General features: G+C 65.5%; 21 protein-coding genes. 10 read left to right on the top strand and 11 right to left on the bottom strand.

Annotated features, from left to right (window positions below):
- Nucleotides 1–52 precede the first annotated feature (52 nt).
- Nucleotides 53–1,249 (top strand): hypothetical protein, encoded by a 1,197-nt coding sequence (locus GV792_RS22205; RefSeq protein ID WP_163826218.1) that lies wholly within the window; start codon nucleotides 53–55, stop codon nucleotides 1,247–1,249.
- A gap of 92 nt (nucleotides 1,250–1,341) precedes the next feature.
- Here the strand turns inward: GV792_RS22205 and GV792_RS22200 are convergent, their stop codons facing one another.
- From GV792_RS22200 to GV792_RS22170, 7 genes are all read right to left on the bottom strand, one after another.
- Nucleotides 1,342–1,542, bottom strand: a complete 201-nt coding sequence (locus tag GV792_RS22200) for a DUF6186 family protein (RefSeq protein WP_163826217.1) — start codon at nucleotides 1,540–1,542, stop codon at nucleotides 1,342–1,344.
- A complete protein-coding gene (locus GV792_RS22195) occupies nucleotides 1,539–2,147 on the bottom strand; it encodes a hypothetical protein (RefSeq protein WP_163826216.1) in 609 nt (202 codons plus the stop codon). The genes GV792_RS22200 and GV792_RS22195 overlap by 4 nt, the downstream gene beginning before the upstream one ends.
- A 226-nt stretch (nucleotides 2,148–2,373) precedes the next feature.
- Nucleotides 2,374–3,771 (bottom strand): phosphoglucosamine mutase, encoded by a 1,398-nt coding sequence (gene glmM / locus GV792_RS22190; RefSeq protein ID WP_163826215.1) that lies wholly within the window; start codon nucleotides 3,769–3,771, stop codon nucleotides 2,374–2,376.
- Between the two features lie 259 nt (nucleotides 3,772–4,030).
- Entirely contained in the window at nucleotides 4,031–4,546 is a 516-nt protein-coding gene (gene rpsI, locus GV792_RS22185; RefSeq protein WP_163826214.1) for a 30S ribosomal protein S9, read from the bottom strand.
- On the bottom strand, nucleotides 4,543–4,986 hold the full coding sequence (gene rplM, locus GV792_RS22180; RefSeq protein ID WP_163826213.1) for a 50S ribosomal protein L13: 444 nt from the start codon (nucleotides 4,984–4,986) through the stop codon (nucleotides 4,543–4,545). The genes rpsI and rplM overlap by 4 nt, the downstream gene beginning before the upstream one ends.
- Before the next feature lie 144 nt (nucleotides 4,987–5,130).
- Nucleotides 5,131–6,624, bottom strand: coding sequence for a hypothetical protein (locus GV792_RS29125; protein ID WP_175584665.1), 1,494 nt, complete (start codon nucleotides 6,622–6,624; stop codon nucleotides 5,131–5,133).
- Between the two features lie 73 nt (nucleotides 6,625–6,697).
- Nucleotides 6,698–9,232: an ATP-binding cassette domain-containing protein gene (locus tag GV792_RS22170; protein WP_175583313.1), complete on the bottom strand. Its 2,535-nt coding sequence runs from the start codon at nucleotides 9,230–9,232 to the stop codon at nucleotides 6,698–6,700.
- A gap of 106 nt (nucleotides 9,233–9,338) precedes the next feature.
- Here GV792_RS22170 and GV792_RS22165 point away from each other — a divergent pair, with 106 nt between their 5' ends.
- Nucleotides 9,339–10,784, top strand: a complete 1,446-nt coding sequence (locus GV792_RS22165) for a metallopeptidase (protein ID WP_163826212.1) — start codon at nucleotides 9,339–9,341, stop codon at nucleotides 10,782–10,784.
- A 9-nt stretch (nucleotides 10,785–10,793) separates the two neighbouring features.
- On the opposite strand, the gene GV792_RS22160 is transcribed toward GV792_RS22165, so the two are convergent.
- Entirely contained in the window at nucleotides 10,794–12,104 is a 1,311-nt protein-coding gene (locus GV792_RS22160; RefSeq protein WP_309138603.1) for an FHA domain-containing protein, read from the bottom strand.
- Between the two features lie 259 nt (nucleotides 12,105–12,363).
- Here GV792_RS22160 and GV792_RS22155 point away from each other — a divergent pair, with 259 nt between their 5' ends.
- From GV792_RS22155 to GV792_RS22120, 8 genes are all read left to right on the top strand, one after another.
- On the top strand, nucleotides 12,364–13,581 hold the full coding sequence (locus tag GV792_RS22155; protein WP_163826210.1) for a DUF7373 family lipoprotein: 1,218 nt from the start codon (nucleotides 12,364–12,366) through the stop codon (nucleotides 13,579–13,581).
- 14 nt (nucleotides 13,582–13,595) lie between these two features.
- Complete coding sequence (locus tag GV792_RS22150; RefSeq protein ID WP_163826209.1) at nucleotides 13,596–14,813, top strand: DUF7373 family lipoprotein; 1,218 nt, start codon at nucleotides 13,596–13,598, stop codon at nucleotides 14,811–14,813.
- 114 nt (nucleotides 14,814–14,927) lie between these two features.
- Entirely contained in the window at nucleotides 14,928–16,148 is a 1,221-nt protein-coding gene (locus tag GV792_RS22145; RefSeq protein ID WP_163826208.1) for a DUF7373 family lipoprotein, read from the top strand.
- An 11-nt stretch (nucleotides 16,149–16,159) separates the two neighbouring features.
- Nucleotides 16,160–17,377, top strand: coding sequence for a DUF7373 family lipoprotein (locus GV792_RS22140; protein WP_163826207.1), 1,218 nt, complete (start codon nucleotides 16,160–16,162; stop codon nucleotides 17,375–17,377).
- Between the two features lie 109 nt (nucleotides 17,378–17,486).
- The gene (locus tag GV792_RS22135) at nucleotides 17,487–19,136 is read left to right on the top strand and encodes a serine/threonine-protein kinase (RefSeq protein WP_163826206.1); all 1,650 of its coding nucleotides are present in this window, start codon (nucleotides 17,487–17,489) and stop codon (nucleotides 19,134–19,136) included.
- A 60-nt stretch (nucleotides 19,137–19,196) separates the two neighbouring features.
- Complete coding sequence (locus GV792_RS22130; RefSeq protein ID WP_163826205.1) at nucleotides 19,197–20,399, top strand: DUF7373 family lipoprotein; 1,203 nt, start codon at nucleotides 19,197–19,199, stop codon at nucleotides 20,397–20,399.
- On the top strand, nucleotides 20,396–21,664 hold the full coding sequence (locus GV792_RS22125) for a DUF7373 family lipoprotein (protein WP_163826204.1): 1,269 nt from the start codon (nucleotides 20,396–20,398) through the stop codon (nucleotides 21,662–21,664). Before GV792_RS22130 ends, GV792_RS22125 begins: the two co-directional genes overlap by 4 nt.
- Before the next feature lie 46 nt (nucleotides 21,665–21,710).
- Complete coding sequence (locus GV792_RS22120) at nucleotides 21,711–23,252, top strand: serine/threonine-protein kinase (RefSeq protein WP_163826203.1); 1,542 nt, start codon at nucleotides 21,711–21,713, stop codon at nucleotides 23,250–23,252.
- Nucleotides 23,253–23,333: 81 nt separating this feature from the next.
- Here GV792_RS22120 and GV792_RS22115 read toward each other — a convergent pair whose 3' ends face one another.
- From GV792_RS22115 to GV792_RS22105, 3 genes are all read right to left on the bottom strand, one after another.
- Nucleotides 23,334–23,627: a WXG100 family type VII secretion target gene (locus GV792_RS22115; RefSeq protein WP_309138604.1), complete on the bottom strand. Its 294-nt coding sequence runs from the start codon at nucleotides 23,625–23,627 to the stop codon at nucleotides 23,334–23,336.
- 49 nt (nucleotides 23,628–23,676) lie between these two features.
- A complete protein-coding gene (locus GV792_RS22110) occupies nucleotides 23,677–24,018 on the bottom strand; it encodes a WXG100 family type VII secretion target (protein WP_163826202.1) in 342 nt (113 codons plus the stop codon).
- Between the two features lie 127 nt (nucleotides 24,019–24,145).
- Nucleotides 24,146–25,141, bottom strand: coding sequence for a type VII secretion-associated protein (locus tag GV792_RS22105; RefSeq protein WP_163826201.1), 996 nt, complete (start codon nucleotides 25,139–25,141; stop codon nucleotides 24,146–24,148).
- Nucleotides 25,142–25,416: the final 275 nt, after the last annotated feature.

Genomic DNA, 25,416 nt, shown 5'->3' with positions numbered 1-25,416 from the left:
GGACCGCCGCCCGGCCCCGTAGAGTTCGCGGTGAGCAACGAGGAGATCGAACATGGCTGGTGAGCGCAGCGGGTTCCTGCTGCTGGGTGGGGTGGCATCGATCGGGGCGGGCGCATTGCACCTGTTCGCCGCGGGGCTGCATACCGAGCACACCACGCTTGCCCGGCTGATGGTGGTGCTGGCGGCGGCGCAGTGCGCGGCCGGCGTGCTGGCGTCGCTGAGTGCGCGAAAGGCCATGCCGGTCATGGTGATCGGGGTAAATCTCATTGCGGTGGGGATCTGGGGGTACACGCGGTTCGCGGGGCTGCCGTGGCCTGATGGTCTCGGTGCGGCGGAAGCGCCGCAGTTCCTCGACAGCGCGTGTGCGGCACTGGGGGTGCTCGCGATCGCTGGTGTGACCATCGCGCTGGTGCGGCCGGGGGCGAGTCTGCCGATGGCATCGACCGCGACCGCAGCCGGTCTGGCCGGTGTTCTCGCGGTCGCGGCGATGCTCGGCGGCGCCGGGCATGTGCACAGCCACGGCGACGGCGGCGACCACACGCACGCTGCTGCCGGCGGCGACCACAGCCACGGCCGCGATGACCACAGCCACGGTGGTGACGACCACGGTACCGGCGACGCATGGCCGCGGCCGTGGGATCCGGCGACACCGATCGACGTGTCCGGCGTACCGGGTGCGACCCCCGCGCAGGAGCAGCGCGCGACCGCCCTGATCCGCAGCACTCTCGACCAGCTGCCAGCGTTCGCCGACGTCGAGTCCATCGGCGCCTTGGGCTTCCGCTCGATCGGCGATTCCGCCACCGGGTACGAGCACTACATCAACACCGGCTACATCCGCGATGACCGATTCCTGGACGCCGCCTACCCCGAATCGCTGGTCTACCGGGTCGATGGCACCGAACGGACCCTGGTCTCGGCCATGTACATCGCCAAGGACAAGGAGATCGACGACCCCGAGCTGGCGGATTACGGCGGGCCCTTGATGCAGTGGCACGTCCACGACAATCTCTGCTGGACGCGCGGCGACAATGGTCCGGTGGTCGCCGGCGTCACCGATGCCGAGGGCAATTGCCCGCCCAACTCGGTCAACCCCGGCGCGGGCAATCCGATGGTCCATGTGTGGATCACCGCCCACCAGTGCGGACCGTTCGCCGCCTTGGAGGGTCACGGCGCGGGCCAGGCGGCCTCAGCTCCAGGAGGCCGCCGCACCGACACCTGCGCCCATGACCACTCAGGCGGGCACCGCTGAGTCGCCCGCACCAGAGCGGCGAAGCCTGAGGCACCACGCAGCTCGTTCGGGCCAAGATCGTCGGCGGGTTCTCTGACTCGAGTGAGGCGATGTCAGCGGGCGAGGAAATGCCAGCCGAGCCAGAACCACAGCGGCAGGATGAGCAGACGCGCAGTTCTTGTGCGCAGCGCCAGGACGACGACTGCGCTCAGTGGTGCGAGGGTGTCGCGGCGTAGATGAGCCACGACTGTGAGTGCCAGCGCGATGCCGAGGAGGATCGCGAAACCGGTGATGATCACCGCCCTGTCGCTCATCGCCGCACCAACCACCAGCCGGCCGCGAGCCATGCCAGCCACCCAACCAACCGCAGCGGCCCCTGTTCCAGAACCGGATCGATCAGGGTCGATAACGTGGGATAGTCGTAGTGCGAGACCGATCGATCTGGTTGCCGCACATAGGCATAGCCCTCCCAGACGAGGATTGCCACCAGCAGCGTCGACCAAACGACCACGCCCCTGCGCAGGGCCGCCGGTCCGGCCTGCCCGCCGCGCGATCCGACGCCGTCTACGGAGTCGGCCGCACCCCCGGCCGAGCCGGATCCAGCGGCATTCGAATCCGCCCCCTGTTCGCGCCACATCACCCCGGAAGACAACATTTCCGGCCGATCGGACATTCGCCCGGCAGGCGTACCGCCCACATCGCCGCCGCGCGGCCCAGCTGCCGACGGGGCATCGACGCTCGTGAGTGCACGCAGAGCCATGACCAGCGCCGCGATACCGAGGAGTACGACCAACACGGTCGAGGTCCAGTGAAACGGTCGCGTCAGCGCGCCGACCAAGGCCAGGCCGACCAGGCAGGCCAGCAGCACCGCACCGCGCCCGAAGGCCGGGCGCCCGGCGGGTGATGGCTCGCGGACCACATGTCGCAGGATACGGCTGCACGACAGGCGTCAGCCCTGAATTGCGCCCATACCTCGCTTATCGGCCACCGGGTGTGCCGACAAGGTCATCGAGGCAACGCGATCAGAAACCGGCAGGGACGGAGCCGAGTCCCCGTGCGGTTGGGGGCCGATCACAGAGCTCGGCACTAGTCGGCGGATCAGCCAGCATCGAGACGTGCCGACTCTGCGGCTGAGGATGTGTCCCTCAGTGCGACGGCGCCGAAATCCGCTGAACCGCCGCAACGCGCTCGGCCAGATCGTCGGCCAACCGCTGCGCCTGGGCGAGGTCGGTGGCTTCGACCATGACACGGACCAACTGCTCGGTTCCGCTGGGACGCAGCAGGACTCGGCCGGTCTCACCGAGCTCCCGTTCAGCGTCGGCGACAGCATCCAGCACGTCCGCGGCAGCCATGACGGCGGCCTTGTCGGCAACTGGAACGTTCACCAGGATCTGGGGGACTGTCTGCACGACCGAGGCCAGATCCGCGAGGGTGCGTCCGGTAGATGCCATGCGCCCCATGAGTTTCAGGCCGGTGAGGATGCCGTCGCCGGTGGTGCCGTGAGCTGGGAAGACCACATGGCCGGACTGCTCGCCGCCGAGGGTGAAGCGGCCGCGGCGCAGCTCCTCGAGCACATAGCGATCGCCGACGGCGGTGGTGCGCATGGTGATTCCGGCTTCACGCATGGCGATGTGCAGGCCGAGATTGCTCATGACGGTGGCGACGAGGGTGTTCTCGGCGAGCTCGCCGGCGTCACGCATGGCCAGCGCGAGGATCGCGAGGATGGCGTCACCGTCGACGACATTGCCGTCGGCGTCGACGGCAAGGCAGCGATCGGCGTCGCCGTCGTGAGCCAGACCGAGGTCGGCGCCGTGTTCGCGGACCGCACGTCGCACCTGGTCGAGGTGGGTCGAGCCGCAGCCGTCGTTGATGTTGAGGCCGTCGGGGTCGGCGCTGATCGCGATGACGGTCGCACCTGCCTCCCGATACGCGGCGGGGCCGACCTCGGAGGCTGCACCGTGCGCACAGTCGACGACGACGGTGAGCCCGTTGAGCTCATGCCCGGTCGCTTCGACCAGATGTTCGACGTAGCGCTCATGGGTACCGGCGACGCTGTACTGATCGGGAATGGCAAGGCCGTGATCGCGGGCACCGGACGCACCGAGCACCCGGCCGATACCGGCGCCGGTCGGGCGCAGCGGAGCCTCGGCCATGACGGCTTCGATCCGGTCCTCGATCGCATCGTCGAGCTTGTGCCCGCCTGCGGCGAAGATCTTGATCCCATTGTCGGGCATGGGATTGTGCGAGGCGGAGATCATCACGCCGAGACATGCGTCGTAGAGGCCGGTCAAGTAGGCGACGGCGGGGGTCGGCAGCACACCGACCGACAGCACATCGACCCCGGCGGCGGTCAACCCCGCGGTGACGGCGGCTTCCAGCATTTCACCGCTGGCCCGCGGATCGCGCCCGACGACGGCGAGCGCCCGCTTCTTGCCGCGGCTCAGAATCTGTGCCGCCGCCCCGGACACGCGCAGCGCAAGCTCCGGTGTCAACGACTCATTGGCCAGCCCGCGAACCCCATCGGTGCCGAACAGACGTCCCATACCTCGCCCCTCGATCGATGAATCCTGCTCCGAACGCGACCGCCCCGCGCACGCAGCAGCTAGATCTGCGGCGTGGGCGGCGGGCCCGGAGAAGGCAGCCCGCGTCACCATGTAAGGCCCCGCGAACGCCGCCGTTCCATACAGCACGAGAGCAGGCGCCCAGCGGTGCTGGAAGCCTGCTCTCGTACAGGTGCCGCGCCGACCGTACCGCTTCCGGCACCTCCACGGTGCCGGAAGCGGACAGACGACGATGCGAAAATCAGCGCTTCGAGTACTGAGGCGCCTTACGGGCCTTCTTCAGACCGTACTTCTTACGCTCGGTGGCGCGCGGGTCACGGGTCAGGAACCCGGCCCGCTTCAGGGCGGGACGATCCTCGGGGGTGACCTCGATCAGCGCACGGGCGATGGCCAGGCGCAGCGCGCCGGCCTGACCCGACGGGCCGCCGCCGACCAGGCGAGCGTGCACATCGAAGTTCTCGGTGCGCTCGACGGTGACCAGCGGGGACTTGACCAGCTGCTGGTGCACCTTGTTCGGGAAGTAATCCTCGATGGTGCGGCCGTTGAGCACGAAGTTACCGGTGCCGGGCAGTAGCCGGACGCGGACGACGGCTTCCTTACGGCGGCCGACGGTCTGCACCGGACGGTCGATGACGACCGGGGCGTAGGCCACGTCGGACTCGAAACCGGCCTCTTCGTAACCGGCACCGTCCTCGACCACCTCGACGGTGGTGTCCTCGACGGCGTATTCCTCGTTGAATTCCTCGGGAGCGGTCACTGGGCCACCTGCTTGATCTCGAACGGAACGGGCTGCTGGGCCGCGTGCGGATGGTTCGGGCCCGCGTACACCTTCAGCTTGCCTGCGATCGCGTTACCGAGCTTGTTCTTCGGGATCATGCCCTTGACGGCCTTCTCCACGAGACGATCGGGCCGCGACTCCAGCACCTGACCGACAGTGCGCGACTTGAGGCCGCCCGGGTGTCCGGAGTGGTGGTGGATGAGCTTGTCCTGCTTCTTGTTGCCACTGATGGCAACCTTGTCAGCGTTGATGATGATGACGAAATCGCCACCATCGACGTGCGGAGCGTAGGTCGGCTTGTGCTTGCCGCGCAGCAGAGTCGCTGCTTGAACGGCAAGACGGCCGAGCACTACGTCAGTGGCGTCGATGACGTACCACTTACGGGTGACGTCACCCGCCTTCGGGCTGTACGTAGGCACAGTGCTTCCCTGTCTGTCGTCGGTGCTGCCGGCCTGGTGTGCGGTCGAGGTTGTTCCCGGCGGCCGGTTGAGACCCGGGCCTCGGCATGCCACACACCAGCTGGCCACGATACCAGTCGGGTATGGCCGCGACGAAACCGCGGCTCAGATATCGACCGGCGGCCCGAAATCGGCGGCTCCCGGCGGGCCAGGCACCAGGTAGCGCAGGGTATCGACGCCCGGCTGCCCGCATTCGGCGGGAGAGGTGCCGCGGACCGAGGAGATGCCCGACTCGGGTTCGAGAATCGCTTCCGGCGTGCGCGAACAAGCCGCGGGTGGCGCGGAGGTGTCGACCTGGGCGGCGACGAGTTCGACCGCTCCGGCGCCGGGTGCCAGCGCGAATGTCGCCAGTGCGACCGCACCGGCCACGGCCTGGGCACCGAATGCGCTCCCCGTCATCTTGTTCCACACCTTGCCGGGCTGATTCCCCGGCTCGGGTGGCCGCATGAACCGGCTGCCCGGCTCGGCACGATCCGATGTCAGTGGTCCTCCCGATTCACCGCCACGGACCATCGCGACATCGCTACCGCCCAGATCAACGCCCTGACGGTGCCGGCCATCGGTCATCTGCGGTCGATCCCGCAGCTCCGAAGTCTGCGCACGTGGCGGCTCCGGCGGCCGGCTCTGCTGCACCGGCGGACGCTGCGGAGGCTGCTGCTGCACCGGACGCGGCGGCTCCTGACGCGGTGGCGCGGGCGGACGCTGCGGCGGAGCAGGCTCGGCATGCCTGCCGCCGGACTCCGGTTCGGCCCCGTCGCTGTCACTCAACAGCAGATGCGCGGCGCCGAGCACGAGCGCGTGCATCGGATGGTCGGCGCTGTGCAGACGCTGGCCGAGGTGGTTCTGGAACGCCAGGCGGATCGGATCGTTGAAGCACACGTTCCCGGCCAACAGCACCGTGGAGGTATCGGCGCCGATCGCGCGCGCGGCGGCCATCACCTCGATGACGGCGTCGTCGGCGGAGCGGGCATCGCGGGTCGCTTCGGGCGAGATCGCGACGTCGACCGATTCGGTGGGCTGCTCGTCGTCGGCGTGCACCGCGACCACAAGCATGGTGCGTCCGTCGGAGTACACGCCGGTGGCGCCGACACCCCTTGGGTTGTGGCGGTCCGGCGCGCGGACGAGACCGAGCGCGCGCACATAACCAGACAGTGCGACCGACTCCGGCAGCGGCTCGACGATGACATCGAGCTGCTCGATCAGCTCGCAGTAGGTGTCGACCTTCTCGTCCGGCCAGCCGTCCGGGTACGGCAACGCCACCACGTCGGGCTTGCCGCGCAGATACTTACCGACCGAGGCCAGCGGGTTGTAGAGCCGGGCGCGGAACACCAGCTCAGCGGGCCAGGTCGCCCCGGCGATAACGATCTGCTGATGGCCGAGAATGTCGCGCACGTCGGCAATGGCCATGCCGAGATCGGGACGCTGCCGATCCACACCGGCGGTATGCAACCGCCCGGTCGAATCCGCCAGCAGATACGCCGGAGTCGTATAACTTCCATCGACCTGGACCGGGCGGATCGGGGTGCCCCCACCGCCTGCGGCCACGGACACCACATCCCACCCGAGATGTACCGCCCCTACTCGCACCGTCACAGGCATCAGTGTGCCTGTTGTGCGCGCGACACGCTCACCGCACCGGAGGACCGGCCGCGACCAGCGAGGACACACCCGCTCATGAGGCGGTCTTCTTCAGTCGCAGCCGATGCCAGGTGAGTACCGACAGGATCGCGGTCACCACCAGCAGCATGGCGATGTTCAGCAACCAGATCCCCGCACTGTGATCCCACAGCGTGTCGGGTTGGGCGTTGGCGAACAGGGTCTTGATGTCGACGGTCGAGGCCGCGGCGGCATAGCCCCACCGGGAGGGGAACAGCCAGGAGATCTGCTCGAGCACGACGCGGTCGGTGACCGGGATCATGCCGCCGGCCATCACCAGCTGGACCATGATCGTCACCACCAGCAGCGGCATGACCTGTTCGTTGGATTTCGCCAGGGTCGACAGCGCCAGACCCACCACCACGCACGACACCGCGGTCAGAGCGACACCGAAATACAGCTCGAGACTGCCGGACGGTAGCAGCGCACCGGCACCCGGCGGGTTCTTCCCCGCCAACGCGATGCCGATGAGCACGGCCGACTGCAGGAACGCCGCGATGCTGAAGACCACGATCTTGGCCATGGCATACGCCGAGGGCAGCAACCCGACGGCCCGCTCGCGGTAGAAGATGGTCCGCTCGCCGACCAGGTCACGCACCGTCAGCGTCGAGCCCATGAAGCACGCGCCGAGGACGAGAACCACCAGCAGCTGCTGGGTTTCCCCGCCGCCCTGATGGACGAATATCTGCTCGCCGTTCGGCCCTGGAACCGGAACTTGGGGTCCGGCCGCGAATCCGTTCTCGCCCGGAACCACCAGCGTCAGAACACCGAGCACGAACGGCAGGATCACCAGGAACGCGAGATAGCCGCGGTCGGCGAGGATCAACCGCACCTGGCGGCGCACCAGGGTCGAGAACTGCCGCCATCCACTCGATTGCGGTGGACTTCCCATCGCGCCATATCGCATCGGTGCGGGTGGCGGCGGTGGCGGTACGAACGCCTGCCGCGATCGATACGCCGCGAATGCCTGATCCGGGTTCGCCGCGACATTGGCGAAGATCTCCGCCCAGTCGCTGGTCCCGAGCGCTCCGCCGACACCGGCGGGGTTGCCCGCGTACGCGGTCTTACCACCCGGCGCCAGCAGCACGACCTGATCGCACATGTCCAGGCAGGCGACCGAGTGCGTCACCACGATGACCACGCGACCCGCGTCGGCAAGCTCACGCAGCATCACCATGACCTGGCGGTCCAGCGCGGGGTCCAGACCGGAGGTCGGCTCGTCCAGGATCAACAGCGACGGACCGGTCAGCAGCTCCAGCGCCACCGAGGCACGCTTGCGCTGACCACCGGACAGGCGGTCGACCCTGGTATCGGCGTGTTCGGTGAGCGAAAGTTCCTTGAGCACACCGTCGATGACCTGCTGCCGGTCGGCGCTGGAGGTATCGGGCGGCAGGCGCAGCTCGGCGGCGAAGCCGAGGGCTTGGCGCACGGTGAGCTGACGGTGCAGCACATCGTCCTGCGGGACCATGCCGATCCGGGAGCGCAGCGCCTCATATTCGGCGTGCAGATTGCGGCCTTCGAAGGTGACGACACCGCCCGAGGGTTGGGTGTTGCCCGCGATCAGTTTGGACAGCGTCGACTTACCCGCACCCGACGGACCGATCAGCGCGGTCAGCGTGCCGCGCCCGGCCTGCAAGTTGACGTCGACGAGCAGTTGTTTGTTGCCCTCGACGGTGAACCCGACTCCGTGCACGTGCAGGCCCTGTTCGGCGACCGGCCGCTGCCGGTGAACCAGGGTGCCCTGCTGGACGACGAAGTCGATATTGCCGATGGTGATGATGTCGCGTTCACGTAGCACCGAAGTCTGCTGCCGGACACCGTTGACGAACGTGCCGTTGGCGGACCCGAGGTCCTCGATCGTGAGGCCCTGCGCGCCCGCGATCAGCCGGGCATGGCTGCGCGAGGCCAGCGGATCGTTGACCACGATCTGGTTGTCGGCGGTGCGGCCGATCTTGAGTCCGCCGGAGGGCAGCCGGTCCGCCCGGGCAACGGGCGAGGTCGACGGCCTTGCCCGCACCGGAGGTAGCGCCGAGGTGTCGGCCTTGGTCGTCATATTGATGTTCGGCTGAGCCTGCGGCTGCGGCTGACTGTGGAATCCGGCGACACCCCTCGCCCCCGATTGCGGGCCGGACTGCGGACGCTGCGGCGGCGCGGGCGGCGGCCGCAACCCCGTACGCGGCGGCTGCGACTGATGCTGGGGCGGCTGTGACTGATGCTGCGGCGGGCGCGGGGGCTGCGGGGCGGCGGGCAGCAGATGCAGCAGCGGTCCGGTGATCGCGTCACCGAGGCGCACCTGAGTGGGCCGATCAATGGAGACGGGACGGCTGAGCTTGGCCGCGTCGACGAACACACCGTTGGTGCTGCCATTGTCCCGCAGCACCCAGGCACCCCCCTGCCAGGCCAAGACCGCATGCACCCGTGAGACCAGCGGACTGTCCACGAACAACATCACTTCCGGCGCGCGGCCCATGGTGACCTGCTGGCTCGAATCGAATACTCGTTCGGTTCCATCATGGCGCACGGTGATGGTCTGCGCCCCCGGTGAAGACATGCAGCGGATACTATTCCATCACCCGGACATCGGCGGTGCCCCCGATGCGCCATGCACCGTTCCGGCGACCGATACACCGACCGACCGGCCGACGAGGGGGAGAACGATGCGGCAACGTCGTGGAATCGCCGTCGTCATCGCCGTGCTGTGCGCTGTGGCGGTACTCGCAGGGTGTACCCGATCCGTGGACGGACGCGCCGTCTCCATCTACGACGACCCGTTCAAGGTGGCCGGACTGCCGACCACGAGCGGCCCGAGCGGCCCGCGGCCCGACGTCCCCGACAGCACGTTGACCGCACGCAACGGCGATGACGGCGAAGTGGACCAGCTGGCACTCAACGCCGTCGAGGACATCCAGACCTACTGGGCCGCCGAGTACCCCAAGGAGTTCGACGGCGAGTTCGAGCCGGTCGACAAGTTGATTTCCTGGAGCGCCAAGGCGAGCAAGAACGATTCGGTCGAATTCTGCACCGAGACCACCTACCGACTGGTCAACGCCGCCTACTGCCGACTCGACAATTCCATCGGCTGGGACCGCTCGCTGTTGCTTCCCACCATGGAGGAGACCTTCGGCAAGATGTCGGTGGTCATGGTGCTGGCGCACGAATACGGTCACGCCATCCAGACCATGTCCAAGATCGTCGACCGCAAAGACCCGGTCATCGTCAAGGAACAGCAGGCCGACTGCTTCGCGGGCGCCTTCATGCGCCATGTCGCCGAAGGCAAGTCCACGCACTTCACCATCAACACCTCCGATGGCCTCAATTCGGTCCTCGCCGCGACCGTCGCCATCCGCGACTCCGACCCCGACGATCCGGAGAGCGTGCACGGTTCGGCCTTCGAACGAGTCACCGCGGTGCAGATCGGTTTCACCGACGGCCCCAAAGGCTGCAAAGCCATCGATATGGGCGAAATCGAGCGGCGCCGTGGCGATCTGCCGCAGAGCTTCGAAGGCGACGCGGGCCGCGGCGAATACCCGATCACCAAAGAAAATCTGGTCGAGCTGACCAAGGCCCTCGCCGCGATCCTGCCGATCGATGCCGACCCCACCTACAGCTACGGCGGCGCGACGGTCGACTGTACGAATGGCACCACCACCGAACCGGTCAGCTACTGCCCCGCCAGCAACACCATCGCCACCGATATCCCGGGGTTGGCCGAACGCGGCACCTCCGACACCGATCCGGATGATCCGCTGCCGGTGAAGGTGACCGGTGATTACAACGGCTACGTCGTCTTCATCGCCCGATACGCACTCGCGGTACAGCGTGACCACGGGCAGCAGCTCATCGGCGCCAAGACCGGATTGCGTTCGGCGTGCCTGTCCGGTGTCGTCACCGGCAAGCTCGCCGAACCGGGCAGGCCGCCCTCGGAAGGCGACATCACGCTGGCCGCGGGCGATCTGGACGAGGCGGTTTCCGGACTGCTCACCGATGGTCTGGCCGCCAGCGACATCAAGGGGCAGACCGTGCCGAGCGGGTTCGCCCGGGTGGATGCCTTCCGCGCCGGGGTGCTCAACGGCGAGACCACCTGTATGTCGCGCTACTCCTGACGGCCGCGCTCAGCCGAACGGTGGCGGCGCCGCCGGATCGAAACGCAGCACCCGGTTACCGATCATGATCTCGGTGCCAGGCAGCAGCACCATCGGCTGGTTCGGCGTCAACCGCACCCAGTCGCGATAGCCGGCGACCCGGGTGCGGGTGCCGTTGGTCGAGCCCCTATCCACCAGCGTCACATCCCAATTCACCAGCACGATCTCCGCGTGCGCGCGGGACATGCCGCCGGAGTTGTCCTCGATCTTCAACGGGATGAGCCCGCGTCGCGCTTGTTCGGAATGCTCCGGGTCGCGTCCTATGACGGCGTCGGCGGCGAGCATGAAGGTCATCCCGTCGTCGAGCACCAGCATGCCGAGCGGCGGACGCACGACCTCGCTCATCGCTTGGGTCTGATCGACCGGCATACCGCAGACGGTGCAGAACGCGGCGCGCGGATCACTCGGATGCGCACGGGCGCATTTGAATCCCATGACCTTCACCGCGATCGTGGTGGCTCGCGCCGTCGCCTCCAGCCGCCGCTGTAGTTGCGGATCGGGACGTGGCGACGGATCGGTTCCGCGGTGTTCGAGCGATTCGGGCTGCGCGGGCGGTTCCTGGTCGTCACTCAAATCGAGCATCGAGGTGGAGGCCTGGGTCGGCGTCACATTCGGGTCCACCGGCGCGGATTGCGCCGCAACGGGTTCCGGTGAACGCTCCTGGTCGATACGCGCGGTCGGCAGCGGCGGTGGGGTGGCCCGGCGATGCAAGCCGCCGTCGGTGGCTTCCACATTCACCGTGCGCGCGCCACGTGCGCGCACCTCGTCCGACCAGACGATCATTCCGTCGGCCTGGGCGATACCTTCCACCAGCCAGCCGATTCCGCGTTCGGTGGGCAGCTCGGGAACCCGGCCCCTTGTGTCGTCGACGAACAACGCCACCGCCCGCGACGGCACCGAGGCGACCCGGTCGACGGTGAACGCCGCATCACTGCCGCGATATCGCTCGATCTGCTCCCCCGCCAGCACCGCGGTCACCGCGCCGTGCAGGAAGATGGCCACCCCGCCGTTCTCCGCGGGCGACAGAATGCCGAAGTCGACCGGACGTCCGGGGCTGATCTGCTCGGCGTCCTTCATCAGCCAGCGCGTCGCGTTGCGCGCGACCAACGCGCCTGGACCCGTCGGCTGCTGCTCGACGGCCTCGCTGACCAGTTCGGCCAGCGATTCCAGAGCGCGCACAGCAGGCGACTCCTGGCTCGGCTTACCGCGATCCCGATGCGCAACGACGACCACCGCGCCCGCGACCCGAGCCGCGGCGTGGTTCCCGGCGACGACCTCCACCTGCCGATCCTTCAACGGTATCGGCCTTCCCCTGGAGCGGAATGCTGGATCGTCGCCACCAGACCAGAGTATTGCAATGCGAACATCACCGGTCCGCTTACCCGTGGTTGGTCCGGAGTCCGCGCACCGAGAACGCCCCGATCGACTGAGATGCATTCGCTATCAGACCGCTGATAGGGCGCGATCCACCGGCGAGCACGATCACGTGTCGTACCGGTGCAGTACTATCCCGCCTGACACACTCGAGATAGGGGGGAGCGTGCGGCACACCGTGGGGTCTCATCGTTTCCGGGCGGGCATCGCCCTATTGTTCGCTTTCGCGTTGGCGGCGTCGGGCTGCGGGTCCGACAGCGAAGCGGCCGCACCCGCCGTGGACTTGGCGCAGCTCGACGTCGGCGGATACACCACCTTGCCGCGCGAGCTCGGCGAACCGAAGAACAACTGGGTCCCCCGATTCGTCGAGGCACAGCGGCTCGGCAACATCATGCCGCTACCGGTGGAGATCGACCCGAAGTTCGTGCACCAGGGGCCTGCCACCCACGCGTTCCTGTTGCCAGGCGAGTCACACCTCAGCCCGATCCACCGCTGGATCACCGAGGAGAACTTCGCCAACGACGCGAAGGGATTCATCGCCGGGTTCTCCGCCACAGCGCAGTCGAACAAGGCGCCGGCCTTGGCTTCCACACTGTCGACCAATGTCCTTATCTTCCCGGATGCGAAGTCGGCGACCGACGCGGCCGCGAACCTGTCGCGTGCCCGCTTCTTTCGGGACGAGGACTTCCCGGTCGAACCGGCGAAGTTGGACAAGTACCCCGCAGCTCATGTGCGGTGGCAGCCCGGTATGCAGACACTGGTGTCGTGGCTGGCCGAGGACGAATTCGTGATCGTCAACATCTCGTATAACGCCGAGGCCAAGATGCTGGGCGAATCCGATCTGCCTGGTTTGTCGACGCTGTCGGAGAAGGCCATCGCCGCGACGAGCACCAGCCTGGAGAAGTTCGAGCCGACACCGCCGGACAAGCTGATGGAGAACTCCATCGATCCGGACGGCATGCGGTCCATTTCGCTGCGACGCCCCGAGGGTGAATCCTTCATGAACGTCCCTGGGACCTACGACCTGCACGGTTCATTGCACTTCCCGACCAACCCGCTGGAGCGGAAAACGGAACTCGTCGACGCGGGCGTCGATCGAGTCGCCTACGACGCAGGCGAGCTGTACCGGGCCGCCGACGCGGAATCCGCACAGGAGCTCAAAGACAAGTCTTCCGAACTCAACCGATACTTCCGTGGCGCGGACTCGCCGAAGGGTCTGCCGCAGGCGACCTGTATGGAATACAAGGGCCCCGCTGAGGGCGCGATCCGGTTCTACTGCCATGTCGCCTACGACCGCTATTACGCGTTCATGGGCGCCGAGCAGCTGCTGGATGCCCAGCAACGGATATCGGCCCAGTACGCCATTCTGGCCAACTCGAAGTAGGGCTGCTGCGGGACATGCGCATTCACAACATCTTCACGTCATCGACCGCCCGGTGTGCTGCCTTGGCCATCGCCGCGACCACCATGTTGACCGGCTGCTCCGCTGAGTCCGGGACCGCTGTCCCTGCTGAGCCCGATATCCGCGGTTTCGAAATCGGCAGCTATCCGACCACACCGCTCGACCTTCGGTGGGAGTACAACCCCACCCTGCTCGACGGGGTCGAGCTGGCGATCATGCGGCTGTCGGACAATGTCGTCAACGGGATCGAGGTCGACCCGAAGCTGAAGTACAACCGCGGCGCCAAGGAGTTCGGAGATGCCGACGCGGCCACCGAGCTGCTCGCCGACGTCAACAGGCCGGTGTTGGAACGGCACAATTTCATGTTCGGCCTCGGCATCACCTCCGCGGACCGCGCCAAACCCGCCGACAAATCACTGGGCGAAACGTCGATCACCATCGGTGCCCTCCAGTTCCCCGACGACAAGACCGCCGAATCCGCCGCACGTGATCTGGACCGCACCGATCTCGAGGTCGCGCCGGACCAGAACAAGCCGGTGACCCTGAAGAACTATCCCAACGCCCATTCCCATTGGCGTCCGGGCGTTCCCACGCTCGGTACGACCATGGCTGTCGGCAGCTACGTGATCACCATGCTGATCACCTGGCCGTCTCCCGACCTGGATGCACTCACGATGCTCGCCGAGAAGACCTATGCGGCACAAGTTCCACTGCTGGAGCAGCTCGCGCCGCTGTCCAAGCGTGAGATTGCCGCGCTCCCGTTCGATCCGGAGTCGATGTTCCAGCGAACGCTGACCTCGGAGAGCTTCTTCTTCTCGCCACGGGTCGGCGCCGTCGCGGTGCACACGCCACGCGGCATCCTGCACTGGGTGAGCGAGCCGGCCGAGAAGCAGAAGGACATGGAAGACAGCGGCACCGACAGCATCGCCATCGCCGATGACACCTACCTGTATCGGACGCGGGACGCCGAATCAGCGGCGACATTCGCCGACACCCGGCTCGCGTCGAGCAGATGGACGCCGATCGACGCGCCGAAAGACGTGCCGGGCGTGCGCTGTGGCGAAGACTCCACACGCTCCGACTCGGACAAGAAGTTCGTCTGCATCGTCCAGTACGGCCGTTACGTCGCCCAAGTTCAGAGCGGGCAACCCGTCGACGTCAAGCAGCGTGCCGCCGCACAGTACGCACTGCTCGCCAACAGCCAATATCAGTGAATTCGGCCCAGGAGGCCGGACAAACTCGTCAGCAGGCTGCGCACCCGAGATCACATTCGCATATCGCTACGGTGCAGTACTATCCGGCTGACACACTCGAGCAAAGGGGGGAGCGTGCAGCTCACCGCGAGATCGCATCGTTTCCGGGCGGGGGTCGCCCTACTGTTCGCCTGCACCCTGGCCGCGACGAGCTGCGGGACCGACAGCGAAGCCGCCGAGCCCACGGTGGACTTGGCCCAGCTGGACGTCGGTGGATACGCGACGCTACCGCGCGACCTCGGCGAGCCGAAGAACAAGGACGTGCCCCGATTCGTCGAGGCACAGCGGCTCGGCAACGTTATTCCACTGCCCGTGGAGATCGACCCGAAGCTGGTGTACCAGCCGCCGGGGACGGTACGTCCGTTTCTGCTGCCGGACGAGTCCCATCCGAGCCCGATTCACCGCTGGATCAAGGAAGACAACTTCGCCAACGACGCGAAGGGGTTCATATCCGGGTTCTCGGCGACCGGATCGTCCAACAAGGTCAACAGCATCGCCTACACGCTATCGACCTCGGTCCTGATCTTCCCCGATGCCAAGTCGGCGACCGATGCGGCGGCGAACCTGTCGCGTGCCGGCTTCTACGAGGATGACAAATACCCGGTCGAGCCGGCGAAACTCGAGAAGTACCCCGCCGCTCATGTGCGGTGGCAGCCCGGTATGCAGGTGCTGGCTTCGTGGCTGGCCCAGGATGAATTCGTCATCGTGACCATCGCCTCCGACTACGAGAAGAAGGTCCTCGGCGAATCCGATCTGCCCGGAGCGTCCGCGCTCCTGGAGAAGGCCATCGCCGCGACGAGCACCAGCCTGGAGAAGTTCGAGCCGACACCACCGGACAAGTTCATGGAGACCTCCATCGACCCGGACGGGATGCGTTCGATTTCGCTGCGCCGCCCGGAAGGTGACTCCTTCCTGAATGTCCCGGGCACCTACGACATGCACGGCTCCCTGCACTTCCCCACCGATCCGCTGGAACGCAAGCAACAACTCGTCGACGCGGGAGTCGATCGGGTCGCCTACGACGCAGGAGACCTGTACCGAGCCGCGGACGCCGAGTCCGCGCAAGAGCTGAAGGACAAGTCATCCGAGCTCAACCGATACTTCCGCAGCCAGCCGTCGCCGAAGGGCCTGCCCCAGGCCACCTGCACTGAGTACAAGGGCCCGGCGGCCGGCGCGATCCGGTTCTACTGTCATGTCACCTACGACCGCTACTACGCGTTCATGGCGGCCGAACAGCTGCTGGACGCCCAGCAACGGATCTCCGCCCAGTACGCCATCCTGGCCAACTCCAAGTAGGACTGCGGCACATGCGAATTCGAAGCATTTTGAGAACATCGACCGGCCGGTACGCCGCCTTGGCCATCGCCGCGACCGCCGCCTTGACCGGCTGCTCCGCTGTGTCGGGAACCGCGCTTCCGGGCGAGCCGGACCTCCGCGGTTTCGATATCGGGAGTTACCCGACGGCGCCACTCGATATGCGCTGGGAGTACATGAACAGTGTGCCCTCCGGCACCGAGCTGGCAGTCATGCGGCTGTCCGACAACGTCATCAATGGGATCGACGTCGACCCGAAGTTGAAATACAACCGGGGGGTGGAGGGCTTCAACGACAGCCGAGCGGCGACCAAGCTGCTGGCCGATGTCAACGGCCCCGTGCTGGATCGGCACAACTTCATGTTCGGTATCGGCTTGACCTCCGCCGACACGGCCAAGACAGCGGACAAGTCGGCGGGAGGAACAACGATCACCATCGGTGTCCTCCAATTCCCGGACGACAAGGCCGCACAGGCCGCGGCACGTGATCTCGACCAGACCGATTTCGCGGTCGCTCCCGACCAGAACAAGCCGGTAGAGCTGAAGAAATACCCCGACGCCCATTCCCATTGGCGGCCGGGGATTCCCACGCTCGGTTCGACGATGGCCGTTGGCAGCTACGTGATCACTTTGTTGCTCACCTGGCCGAGCCCCGATCTCGACTCGCTGACGACGCTCGCCGAGAAGACCTACGCGACCCAGGTGCCGATGCTGAAGGAACTGTCACCGCTGTCCAAGCGTGAGGTGCTCGAGCTTCCCTTCGATCCCGACTCGATGCTCCAGCGGACGCTGGCTTCCGAGGATTTCTATTTCACGCCGGACGCCGGCAAGGTGGGCACCTATCAGCCACGTGGCCTCCTCCACTGGGTGGGCGAGCCGACCGACGTCCAGAAGGCGATGCAGGACAACGGCGTCGACCGTATCGCCCTGGCCGACGAGACGTATCTGTGGCGGACGCGCGACGCCGACGCGGCGGCACAGTTCGCCGACACCCGGCTCACGGCGAGCCGGTGGACGCCGATCGATGCGCCGAAAGACGTTCCGGATGCCCGCTGCAGTGAGGACGCCGACCCCAACGACCCGGACCAGAAGTACGTCTGCATAGTCCGATACGACCGCTACGTCGCACAGGTCCAGAGCGGCCAGCCGGTCGATGTGCGGCAGCGGGCCGCCGCACAGTACGCACTGCTCGCCAACAGCCAGTACCAGTAGGCAAGGCCACGGACGACAGGCAGGCTCGACCGCCCGCCCACTATGCTCCGATGGACAGCGACACAGACGGCATCCACATGCCGAACCAGTCAGGACAGGAGACCGCGAGATGGCGATGAGCCCCGGCACCATCGTGGGCGGATATCGCATCCAGCGCGTACTCGGCGCGGGTGGGATGGGCACGGTCTATCTGGCCAAGCATCCGAGCCTCCCACGGATGGACGCGCTCAAGGTACTCAGTGGGCACCTCAGCGCCGACAACGAGTTCCGGGCCCGTTTCGAACGCGAAGCGAACCTGGCCGCTGGGCTGGACCACGCCAATATCGTGTCGGTCTACAACCGCGGCGAGGAAGACGGCCAGCTGTGGATCGCCATGCAGTACGTCGACGGCACGGATGCCGCCGCCGAACTGGAGCGCGACCCCCGGTCCATGACGCCGCAGCGCGCGCTGCGCATCGTCACCGAGGTCGGCAAGGGCCTCGACTACGCGCATCGCCGTGGCCTCCTCCATCGTGACGTCAAGCCGGCGAATTTCCTGCTGTCGGCCGAACAGGACGAAGAAGAGCGCGTCCTGCTCACCGATTTCGGCGTCGCCAAGTCCTCCGAGGACACCACCGACCTCACCCAGACCGGCAGCTTCGTCGCCACCATTGCCTACGCGCCACCGGAACAGCTCTCCGGCGGCCGGCTCGACCATCGCGCCGACATCTACAGCCTGGCCTGCGCCTTCTACAAACTGCTCACCGGCCAGAACCCCTATCCGGCGACCCAGCCGGCGATGGTCATGATGGGGCACCTGCACGAACCACCCCCGCGCGCGACCGCCGTCAACCGCAACCTGCCACCCGCCATCGACCAGGTCTTCGCCCGCGCTCTGGCCAAGAACCCGGCCGAACGGTTCAACACCTGCCGCGAGTTCACCGACGCCGCGACCCAGGTACTCTCCGGCGGGATTCCGCAGGCTCCAGGCCCGTTCGGCTACGCCTCCGGCTCGCATCCGACCGCAACCGGTGCGATCGGCTACACCTCCGGCCCACAGCCACACGCGCAAGAGCCGAGCTGGCCCCGCTATGCCGTCAACAACACTGCCGAGCAGACGCGACCGCCGACTGACCCGCGGGCACACCTGTCGGCACTCGATCAGCTGTCGCACCCGCAGTCCGCGCCCTCCGGGCGCAACCGCCTGCTCGGCGCCGCGGCCGCAGTTGTCGTGGTCGCCCTGGCGGCCGGCATCGGCATCTGGGCCCTCAGCGGCGGCGACACTCCCGCGGGGACCAACGGCACATCGGCCGTGGCCGTCGCCCCCGGCTCCATCGAGGAAGCACGAAAGAACAACCCCGCCTTCGAAGGAAAGGCCGTCACCGTCGTCGACGTCACCGGCGGTAAGGCCTACGACAACCAGCTCGCCATGTATCTCACGCCGGGCGACCAGGCAAAGTTCCTTCAGGACCTCGGATTCGCCTTCAATTCCGCGTTCACCAACTCCGGTAGCGAGCCCTCCCCTCGCCCGGTGACCAAAGAAGACCGGTACACGACGTTCTCCAAGATCAACTCCGGCTACCTCATCGCCATCCGCAGCGACGAAGGTGCAGGCGGCGGCGGACTTTCGGGCCTCAATCCCTACGTCAACGACGTCACCGCCACTGTCATCGTCGTCGACGATCCCGCGACAGTGAACGCCTTCCGCAACTGGACCTCCTCCAGCCAACCGCTGCTGCTGGAAAAGCTCGTTCCGATCTTGCGGGCACAGGTGAAGTAACATCCGCGAGGACGCTCGATCACAAGGGGGAAGTCCGCTATGCCAACGGCGAGGTCACGGGTGGCCCGGGCCGCTTGGACCATTCTGGCTGCCAGCGCGTTGACGGTGAGCGTCGGTGGTTGCGGCGCGGATGAGGCTTCATCCGCCGCTCCCGATCCGGCTCCCGCACCGGCGGTCGATATAGCGCAACTCGATCCAGGCAGTTTCCCCACCCAGCCGCGTGACCTCGGAAAGCCTGTTTCCCTCGAGCACGCGCGGCTGGTCGAGGCCCAACGGCTCGGCAACTACCTTCCGTTGCCGTCCGCCACCGACCCGGTCTTCGTCCACAACGACGGTATGTGGGTCAACGCGTTCATCGATCCGAAGCCGCTTGGCGCGATTATGGCCACCGAACGGTTCCCCGAGGCGGCGCCCGACTTCATCGGTGGGTTCGTCACGACAGCAGGTAGCGAGCGCGACAACGAGGGCATCGACATTCTCAATGCCGCCCTACTGTTTCCGAACGAGCAATCAGCGCAGAAGGCGGCCGCGGAACTCGAGCGAGTCGACTTCGAGTACAACAACCGAAATCAACGCGTCGAGATCCCGAAATATCCTGAAGCCCGCGCACACTGGCAACCGGACGGTAGTCAATCGATCGGCTCCTGGTACGCCATTGGGCCGGTCGTGATCTACAGCTGGGTTTACGACTACAAACTGTCATATGTCGAACGGCACGACCTCGCCGGGCTGCAAGGTTTGGTCGAGAGAAACTTGGATGTGGTCATACCCGCAATGTCCGAGTTCGAGCCGACCCCACCGGACAAGCTGATGGACATCGATGTGGACCCGGAGGGCGTCCTCGGACGCACCTTGCCCGGGACCACAAGCGAAGGAACCAAAAACCCACCAGGTGTTTACGACGGTGTTTCAGCCGTACATTTCGCGGTCGACATGAGTGAGCTGAGGCAGGTAATCGACGACAACGGCGTCGACAAGTTCGCTTTCGATGGATCCGAACTCTTTCGAGCAAAGGACGCCGCCAGTGCAGCGAAAGTCAGCGCCCACCTCACCAAGCTCTCACGCAAATACCGCAGCGAGGATTCACCACGAAACCTCCCGCAAGCGCGCTGCATCGAGTACATAGGCCGGGAAATGCTGGCCTTCCGGTTCTATTGCTCGGTATCGCATGGGCGCTACGCGGCCTATACGTGGTCATCGCAACTTCTGGACGCTCAACAGCGGATCTCAGCTCAGTACGCCTTGTTGGTGAACGCGGAATGATCAACCAGCACAGTCGCTTTCACGCAATTCGACGAGCATTCACCAGCACGGTGACGATCGGCCTGCTCGCTACTTCCGTCATGGCGTGCGGCGATACTCTGACCGGGAGCCCGCTGCCGGGCGAGATCGACGTCCGGAATCTCGACACCGGACAATACCCGACCGAGCCTGTCGACGCCCATGATGACCCGATCCGCGCTCCGTTCTACGATATGAAACAGGTCGCAGGCATGCGCGTCGCCGACTACGTGGCAACTGCGGATGAAATCGACCCCGCACTGAAATACACCCTCGAGGATCAAGTCACATTCGAGGTGATGATCGAATCCGAGTTCGATCGCTTCGGAACAGATATGCGCACGATCGCGGAGACCAACCGGTATCTATATGCCTTCGCCTCTGGCGGGAGTAGCGAACCCGCATACATCACTCAGCTTTCCCGCCAGTGGCCGAAGAAGAGCGAACCGAAGTCGACCACACTTGCGACGATAGTCCTGCAGTTCCCCGATGAAGACTCGGCGAAACTCGCCGCGCAACAGTTCCACGATCGCGATCTCGCACAGTTCACAGAGAAGAACAGGCCTGTGGCACTGGACAAGTATCCCGGCGCGCACAGCCATTGGAACCCTGAGTCACCTTTCATGAGGTCGACGATCGCGCACGGCACCTACGTCGTCGGATACCAGATTTCAGCCCCCTCGAACGACTTGCAGGCGCTGACGAGCCTCACCGAAAAGGCTTACGACACCCAGCTCCCACTCTTGGATCAGCTCCCACCGATCACCGATGTTCAATTGCTCTCCCTGCCATGGGATCCAGATCGTCTGGTTGTTCGCGCAATGGACCCGTTGAACTCCGGCGCTCCATCCCTCGGCGACTCTTCCTCGAGCGTCGGCCTACGCGGAATCTTGCATGTCGCACCCGACCGAGCCACCGCGCGTTCCAGCTACAAGGCCATGAACGCTGTGCGTTTCGGTTCAGCCGGCGACTCCATCGTCGTGCGCACCGAGAACGATGAGTCCGCAAGAAAAGCTGTCACCGACAAGCTGTTTCCCTTCGCGACCACCAGAAGTGCCGCCCCACCGCTGAACATCCCGGATTCGACGTGCGCGGAGACATCCGAGAAATACGGCACGGCACGATTCGATCGATTCGTCTGCATGGTGGCCTACCACAACTATGTCGGGATAGTGACAAGCGATCAATTGGTCGATGTCCATCAACGCGCGGCCGCCCAGTACTCGATTCTGGCGAATGCTCGATGATGACCGAACACATTCGGGTCGGGCTCGAATCAGGAGGCTGTCCACTATGGCGCTGAGCCCGGGAACCATCGTCGGCGGGTACCGAATCGTGAAGGCGCTCGGGGCGGGCGGGATGGGCACCGTATATCTCGCAAAGCATCCGAGCCTGCCCCGAATGGATGCGATGAAAGTGCTGAGCCCGGAGTTGTCGCGTGACCGCGAGTTCCGCGTCCGCTTCGAGCGCGAGGCCAATATCGCGGCAGGCCTGGACCATCCGAACATCGTCTCGGTGTACAACCGCGGGGATGAGAGCGGCCGGTTGTGGATCTCGATGCAGTACATCGAGGGAACCGACGCGTCTGCGGTGACAGCCGATGACCCTCACTCGATGACGCCGCTGCGTGCGCTTCGAATAGTCACCGAGGTCGGCAAAGGCCTTGACTACGCACACCGACGCGGCCTGCTGCACCGCGACGTCAAGCCGGCAAATTTCCTGATCTCGTCTCCGGACACTGGCGAAGACGAGCGTGTCCTGCTGACCGACTTCGGTGTTGCGAAGGCAGCCGACGATGCCTCGGAGCTGACCAATACCGGAAGCATGCTCGCGACGATTGCCTACGCGCCGCCTGAGCAGCTGTCCGGACAGCCTCTCGATCATCGCGCCGACATCTACAGTCTCGCTTGCTCACTGTTCAAGCTGATCACCGGTCAGAACCCGTACCCCGGCGCCCAACCCGCGATGGTCATCATGGGGCACCTCCATCAGCCACCGCCACAGGCGACCGCGGTCAATCCGGGGCTTCCCGCCGCGCTCGACCAGGTATTCGCCACGGCGTTGGCAAAGCAGCCCGGCGATCGGTTCAACAGCTGCCGAGAGTTCACCGAGGCAGCGGCGAATGCCCTTGTGCCGGGCCATAACCCGGTGTCGAGCACAACATCGCCGACCTATCCGGTGCAGGTCATCGATCCACGACCGGTTTCCGAACCCGATGTCGCGGCGGACACGCGGGCGTCGCCCGGCCAGCAGAAGAGTTGGCGGCGCTGGCCCACCGCTGTCGGCGCGGCAGTCGTTGTCCTCGGACTTGCTATAGGCGGCACAACGCTCGCCATGTCGGACGAGGATTCGCCAGGGTCGGCCGAAGCAGCTGCGGACGGTGCGACACCTACCGCCGAAGCGCAAACGCCGATCGGCAAGGCCCGCCAGAGCAATCCTGCCTTCCATGGCAAAACGATCACCCTGATCGACTACAGCGAGAATGGCGACCCCGCAGTCTATTTGAGACCATCGCCGCAGACGAAGTTCTTCGAGGATCTCGGGTTCGTCTACAACGTCAGCTATGAGAAGCAAGGCGATGAGCCATCGCCACGGACCGTGGATACTTCCAGGTTGATCGCGGATCGGGACAGCTACATCCTGGTCGTCCGCAGCGACTCGGACGCCGGTGGAGGAGGCCTGTCCGGGCTGCCCTTCCTCATCACCGGATCTGCCGCGACAGTGATCGCACTGGATGACCCGACTGCCGTTGTCGCTTTGCGCAATTGGTCGGCGAATTCCGAATCGGTACTGATCGAGAAGGCGATACCGGCGCTTCAGGGTCGGGTCAGGTAGTCCGCATTTCCATCCGAGACACAAATGGGCTCCGGCGCGAAAACGCCGGAGCCCATCGCATGTTCGCGAGGAACAGCTGAATTACGCCCAAGAGCGCGAGTTCATCATGTCCATCTCGTCCATGGAAATCGCACCGTCCTCAACGACCTTGGCGATCGTTTCGAGGGTGGTCATGATCGTCTGCTGCGCCGTGTCCCATTCGGCCTGGACCGTCTGGTACGATTCGCGAGCAGCACCATCCCACTCCGCCACCAGACCGTTCACGTAGCCCTTGAGCTCCTCCTGCGTTTCCTGCAGACGACGTTCGCTGGCACGGATCTGGTTGGCCAGCTCGATCAGCTGTTCCTTGCTGTAATTGATCCCCTGATCAGCCACGATTCATCTCCCTATTTCAGCGATTCTGTTGATTTCGAAGATCGTACGATTACAGCTTGATGTTGAGGCTGGATCCGAGCTCACCGGAGGCGCCGGCCTTCAGCACCTGCGCCTGGATATCCTGCTCCTGCTGGTCGTACCCCACGCCGTTCTTCTCGATGTTCGCGGCGATCTTGTCTTCCAGGATGGTCTTCAGGTTTACGGCCGCCGAGTTGAAATCCTCCATCACAGTATTGAACGCGCCCTTCGCTGAACCGCCCCAGTGGGTTGCGCCGTCGACCAGATTCCTGACCCCGGTAATCTCGCTCTGGATCTGAGAGCTGACATTCTTGATATGCGTGGCAGTCGCCTGCATCGTCGCAAGGTCGTTCCTCACGGTACCCGCCATCATGCACTCCGTTCTTGTGACTTGATTCGGCCGCCCGTCGTGGACCGAGCCGATTCGCTCCAACTACTAGATTGGACGCAGCGACCCGCCCAATCGGTTCCATCAATTTGGAAAGAATTTTGAGCTGGTGTCATGGGATGACTTCCAGCGTGGTTGCGACAGCTGCACAGAGTTGTGTTGTCGTGTCTTGCCCCCCTGTCTGATATTGACACCCGATCCCGACTTGGGTGCTGTGTTCGACGATAACATGCCAGTCGACCTGCGAGCCGTCGTCTGGATGCTCGGTGTAGGCCAGGCCGGAACGGCCGCCGAAGACCACATCGCGGCGCAGGGGGCTCATTGTTCCTGCGGGACGTTGCCCGATCTGAGCCTCGAGGTTGGCGGCAACCTGTTCGTAGCCGACGCCAGGGACTACTTGCTTCTGGGTGAGCGTGATTCGAGCCTTGGTGCCGTCTTCAGGGACCAGGTAGATGCGGGATCCGCCTGCCGCATCTATGACCCGCCATCCGGCAGGAACTTCAAATTTGAGGTTGCCGATGGTTTGAGGCGCCGGTGTCGTCTTCGTGGTGGTCGCCTTCGGAGCGGTCGTCGGCGCGACCGCGGACGACGAAACTTCGGTAACCGTCGACGAGTGGGCCGCGGCTGTCGCGCTTCCTGCATCCTCGGGTTGGGTCAGCACCACAGCTGCGCCTATGCCCGCGACCAGTATCGCCGCGACGGCGGCCGCACCGATGTAGATCGGTGTGCGCGAACGAGGCGGGCGGGTGGCCGCAGCGCGCTCACGCAATGGCTGGAGCCATTCTGTCTGTGGGAGTTGTGGAATCGCCGCCGTCGGGTAGTGCGTGGCCTCGGTCAGTTTGTTGCGAGCCAGATCAGCGCTCGCCACAGTCCGAAGCTCGGTATCGGGTCCGGAAATTTCCGTGACGGCAGAACCGATGAGCTCGAGAAGACCCGGGTCGGCTCCGCCGACTATCAACACGCTGTCGGTAGGCCGTCCTGCGAGCAGGCGTTCGAAGAGCGCCCGCAGTTCGCTCAAACCCGGGCTGTCCGGGGCGATCTCGACCGCAGCCAGGTTCGGTTCGTGCTCACACGCCTCGATTTCGGGCCCTTGCTGGCCGTAGATCACCGATGTCGCGGTGGTCGACAGCGGACCGAACTCGATCACCACCGTGCGGCGGTCTCGGTTTCGAGTATCGGCAGCCACCGCACGCAACGCCGCTACGTGGAATTCGACCTCGGAGGCCAGGCGAGAGGCGGCTGTTTCGATGTCGGAACGGCGCCTCGTCCCCCATTCGGTCGGCGTAACGATCGTGAGGCGCTCACAGGGCTCTTGAACCCGTAGCTCGGCAAGCATTCTGCCGAAGACCGCGGTCATGGCATCGACGGGTGAGGGCAAGCTCG

The sequence above is a fragment of the Nocardia cyriacigeorgica genome, from assembly GCF_010868145.1.
Classification (GTDB): domain Bacteria; phylum Actinomycetota; class Actinomycetes; order Mycobacteriales; family Mycobacteriaceae; genus Nocardia; species Nocardia cyriacigeorgica_D.
The sequence above is the reverse complement of the archived record's forward strand: the minus strand, read 5'-3'. Positions and strand labels throughout refer to the sequence as shown.

What these genes read in the sequence shown, in the direction of transcription:
- GV792_RS22205 (WP_163826218.1), top strand. Translation starts at nt 53, where the DNA reads ATGGCTGGTGAGCGCAGCGGGTTCCTGCTGCTGGGTGGGGTGGCATCG.
- GV792_RS22200 (WP_163826217.1), bottom strand. Translation starts at nt 1,542, where the DNA reads ATGAGCGACAGGGCGGTGATCATCACCGGTTTCGCGATCCTCCTCGGC.
- glmM (WP_163826215.1), bottom strand. Translation starts at nt 3,771, where the DNA reads ATGGGACGTCTGTTCGGCACCGATGGGGTTCGCGGGCTGGCCAATGAG.
- GV792_RS29125 (WP_175584665.1), bottom strand. Translation starts at nt 6,624, where the DNA reads ATGCCTGTGACGGTGCGAGTAGGGGCGGTACATCTCGGGTGGGATGTG.
- GV792_RS22170 (WP_175583313.1), bottom strand. Translation starts at nt 9,232, where the DNA reads ATGTCTTCACCGGGGGCGCAGACCATCACCGTGCGCCATGATGGAACC.
- GV792_RS22165 (WP_163826212.1), top strand. Translation starts at nt 9,339, where the DNA reads ATGCGGCAACGTCGTGGAATCGCCGTCGTCATCGCCGTGCTGTGCGCT.
- GV792_RS22150 (WP_163826209.1), top strand. Translation starts at nt 13,596, where the DNA reads ATGCGCATTCACAACATCTTCACGTCATCGACCGCCCGGTGTGCTGCC.
- GV792_RS22140 (WP_163826207.1), top strand. Translation starts at nt 16,160, where the DNA reads ATGCGAATTCGAAGCATTTTGAGAACATCGACCGGCCGGTACGCCGCC.
- GV792_RS22135 (WP_163826206.1), top strand. Translation starts at nt 17,487, where the DNA reads ATGGCGATGAGCCCCGGCACCATCGTGGGCGGATATCGCATCCAGCGC.
- GV792_RS22125 (WP_163826204.1), top strand. Translation starts at nt 20,396, where the DNA reads ATGATCAACCAGCACAGTCGCTTTCACGCAATTCGACGAGCATTCACC.
- GV792_RS22120 (WP_163826203.1), top strand. Translation starts at nt 21,711, where the DNA reads ATGGCGCTGAGCCCGGGAACCATCGTCGGCGGGTACCGAATCGTGAAG.
- GV792_RS22110 (WP_163826202.1), bottom strand. Translation starts at nt 24,018, where the DNA reads ATGATGGCGGGTACCGTGAGGAACGACCTTGCGACGATGCAGGCGACT.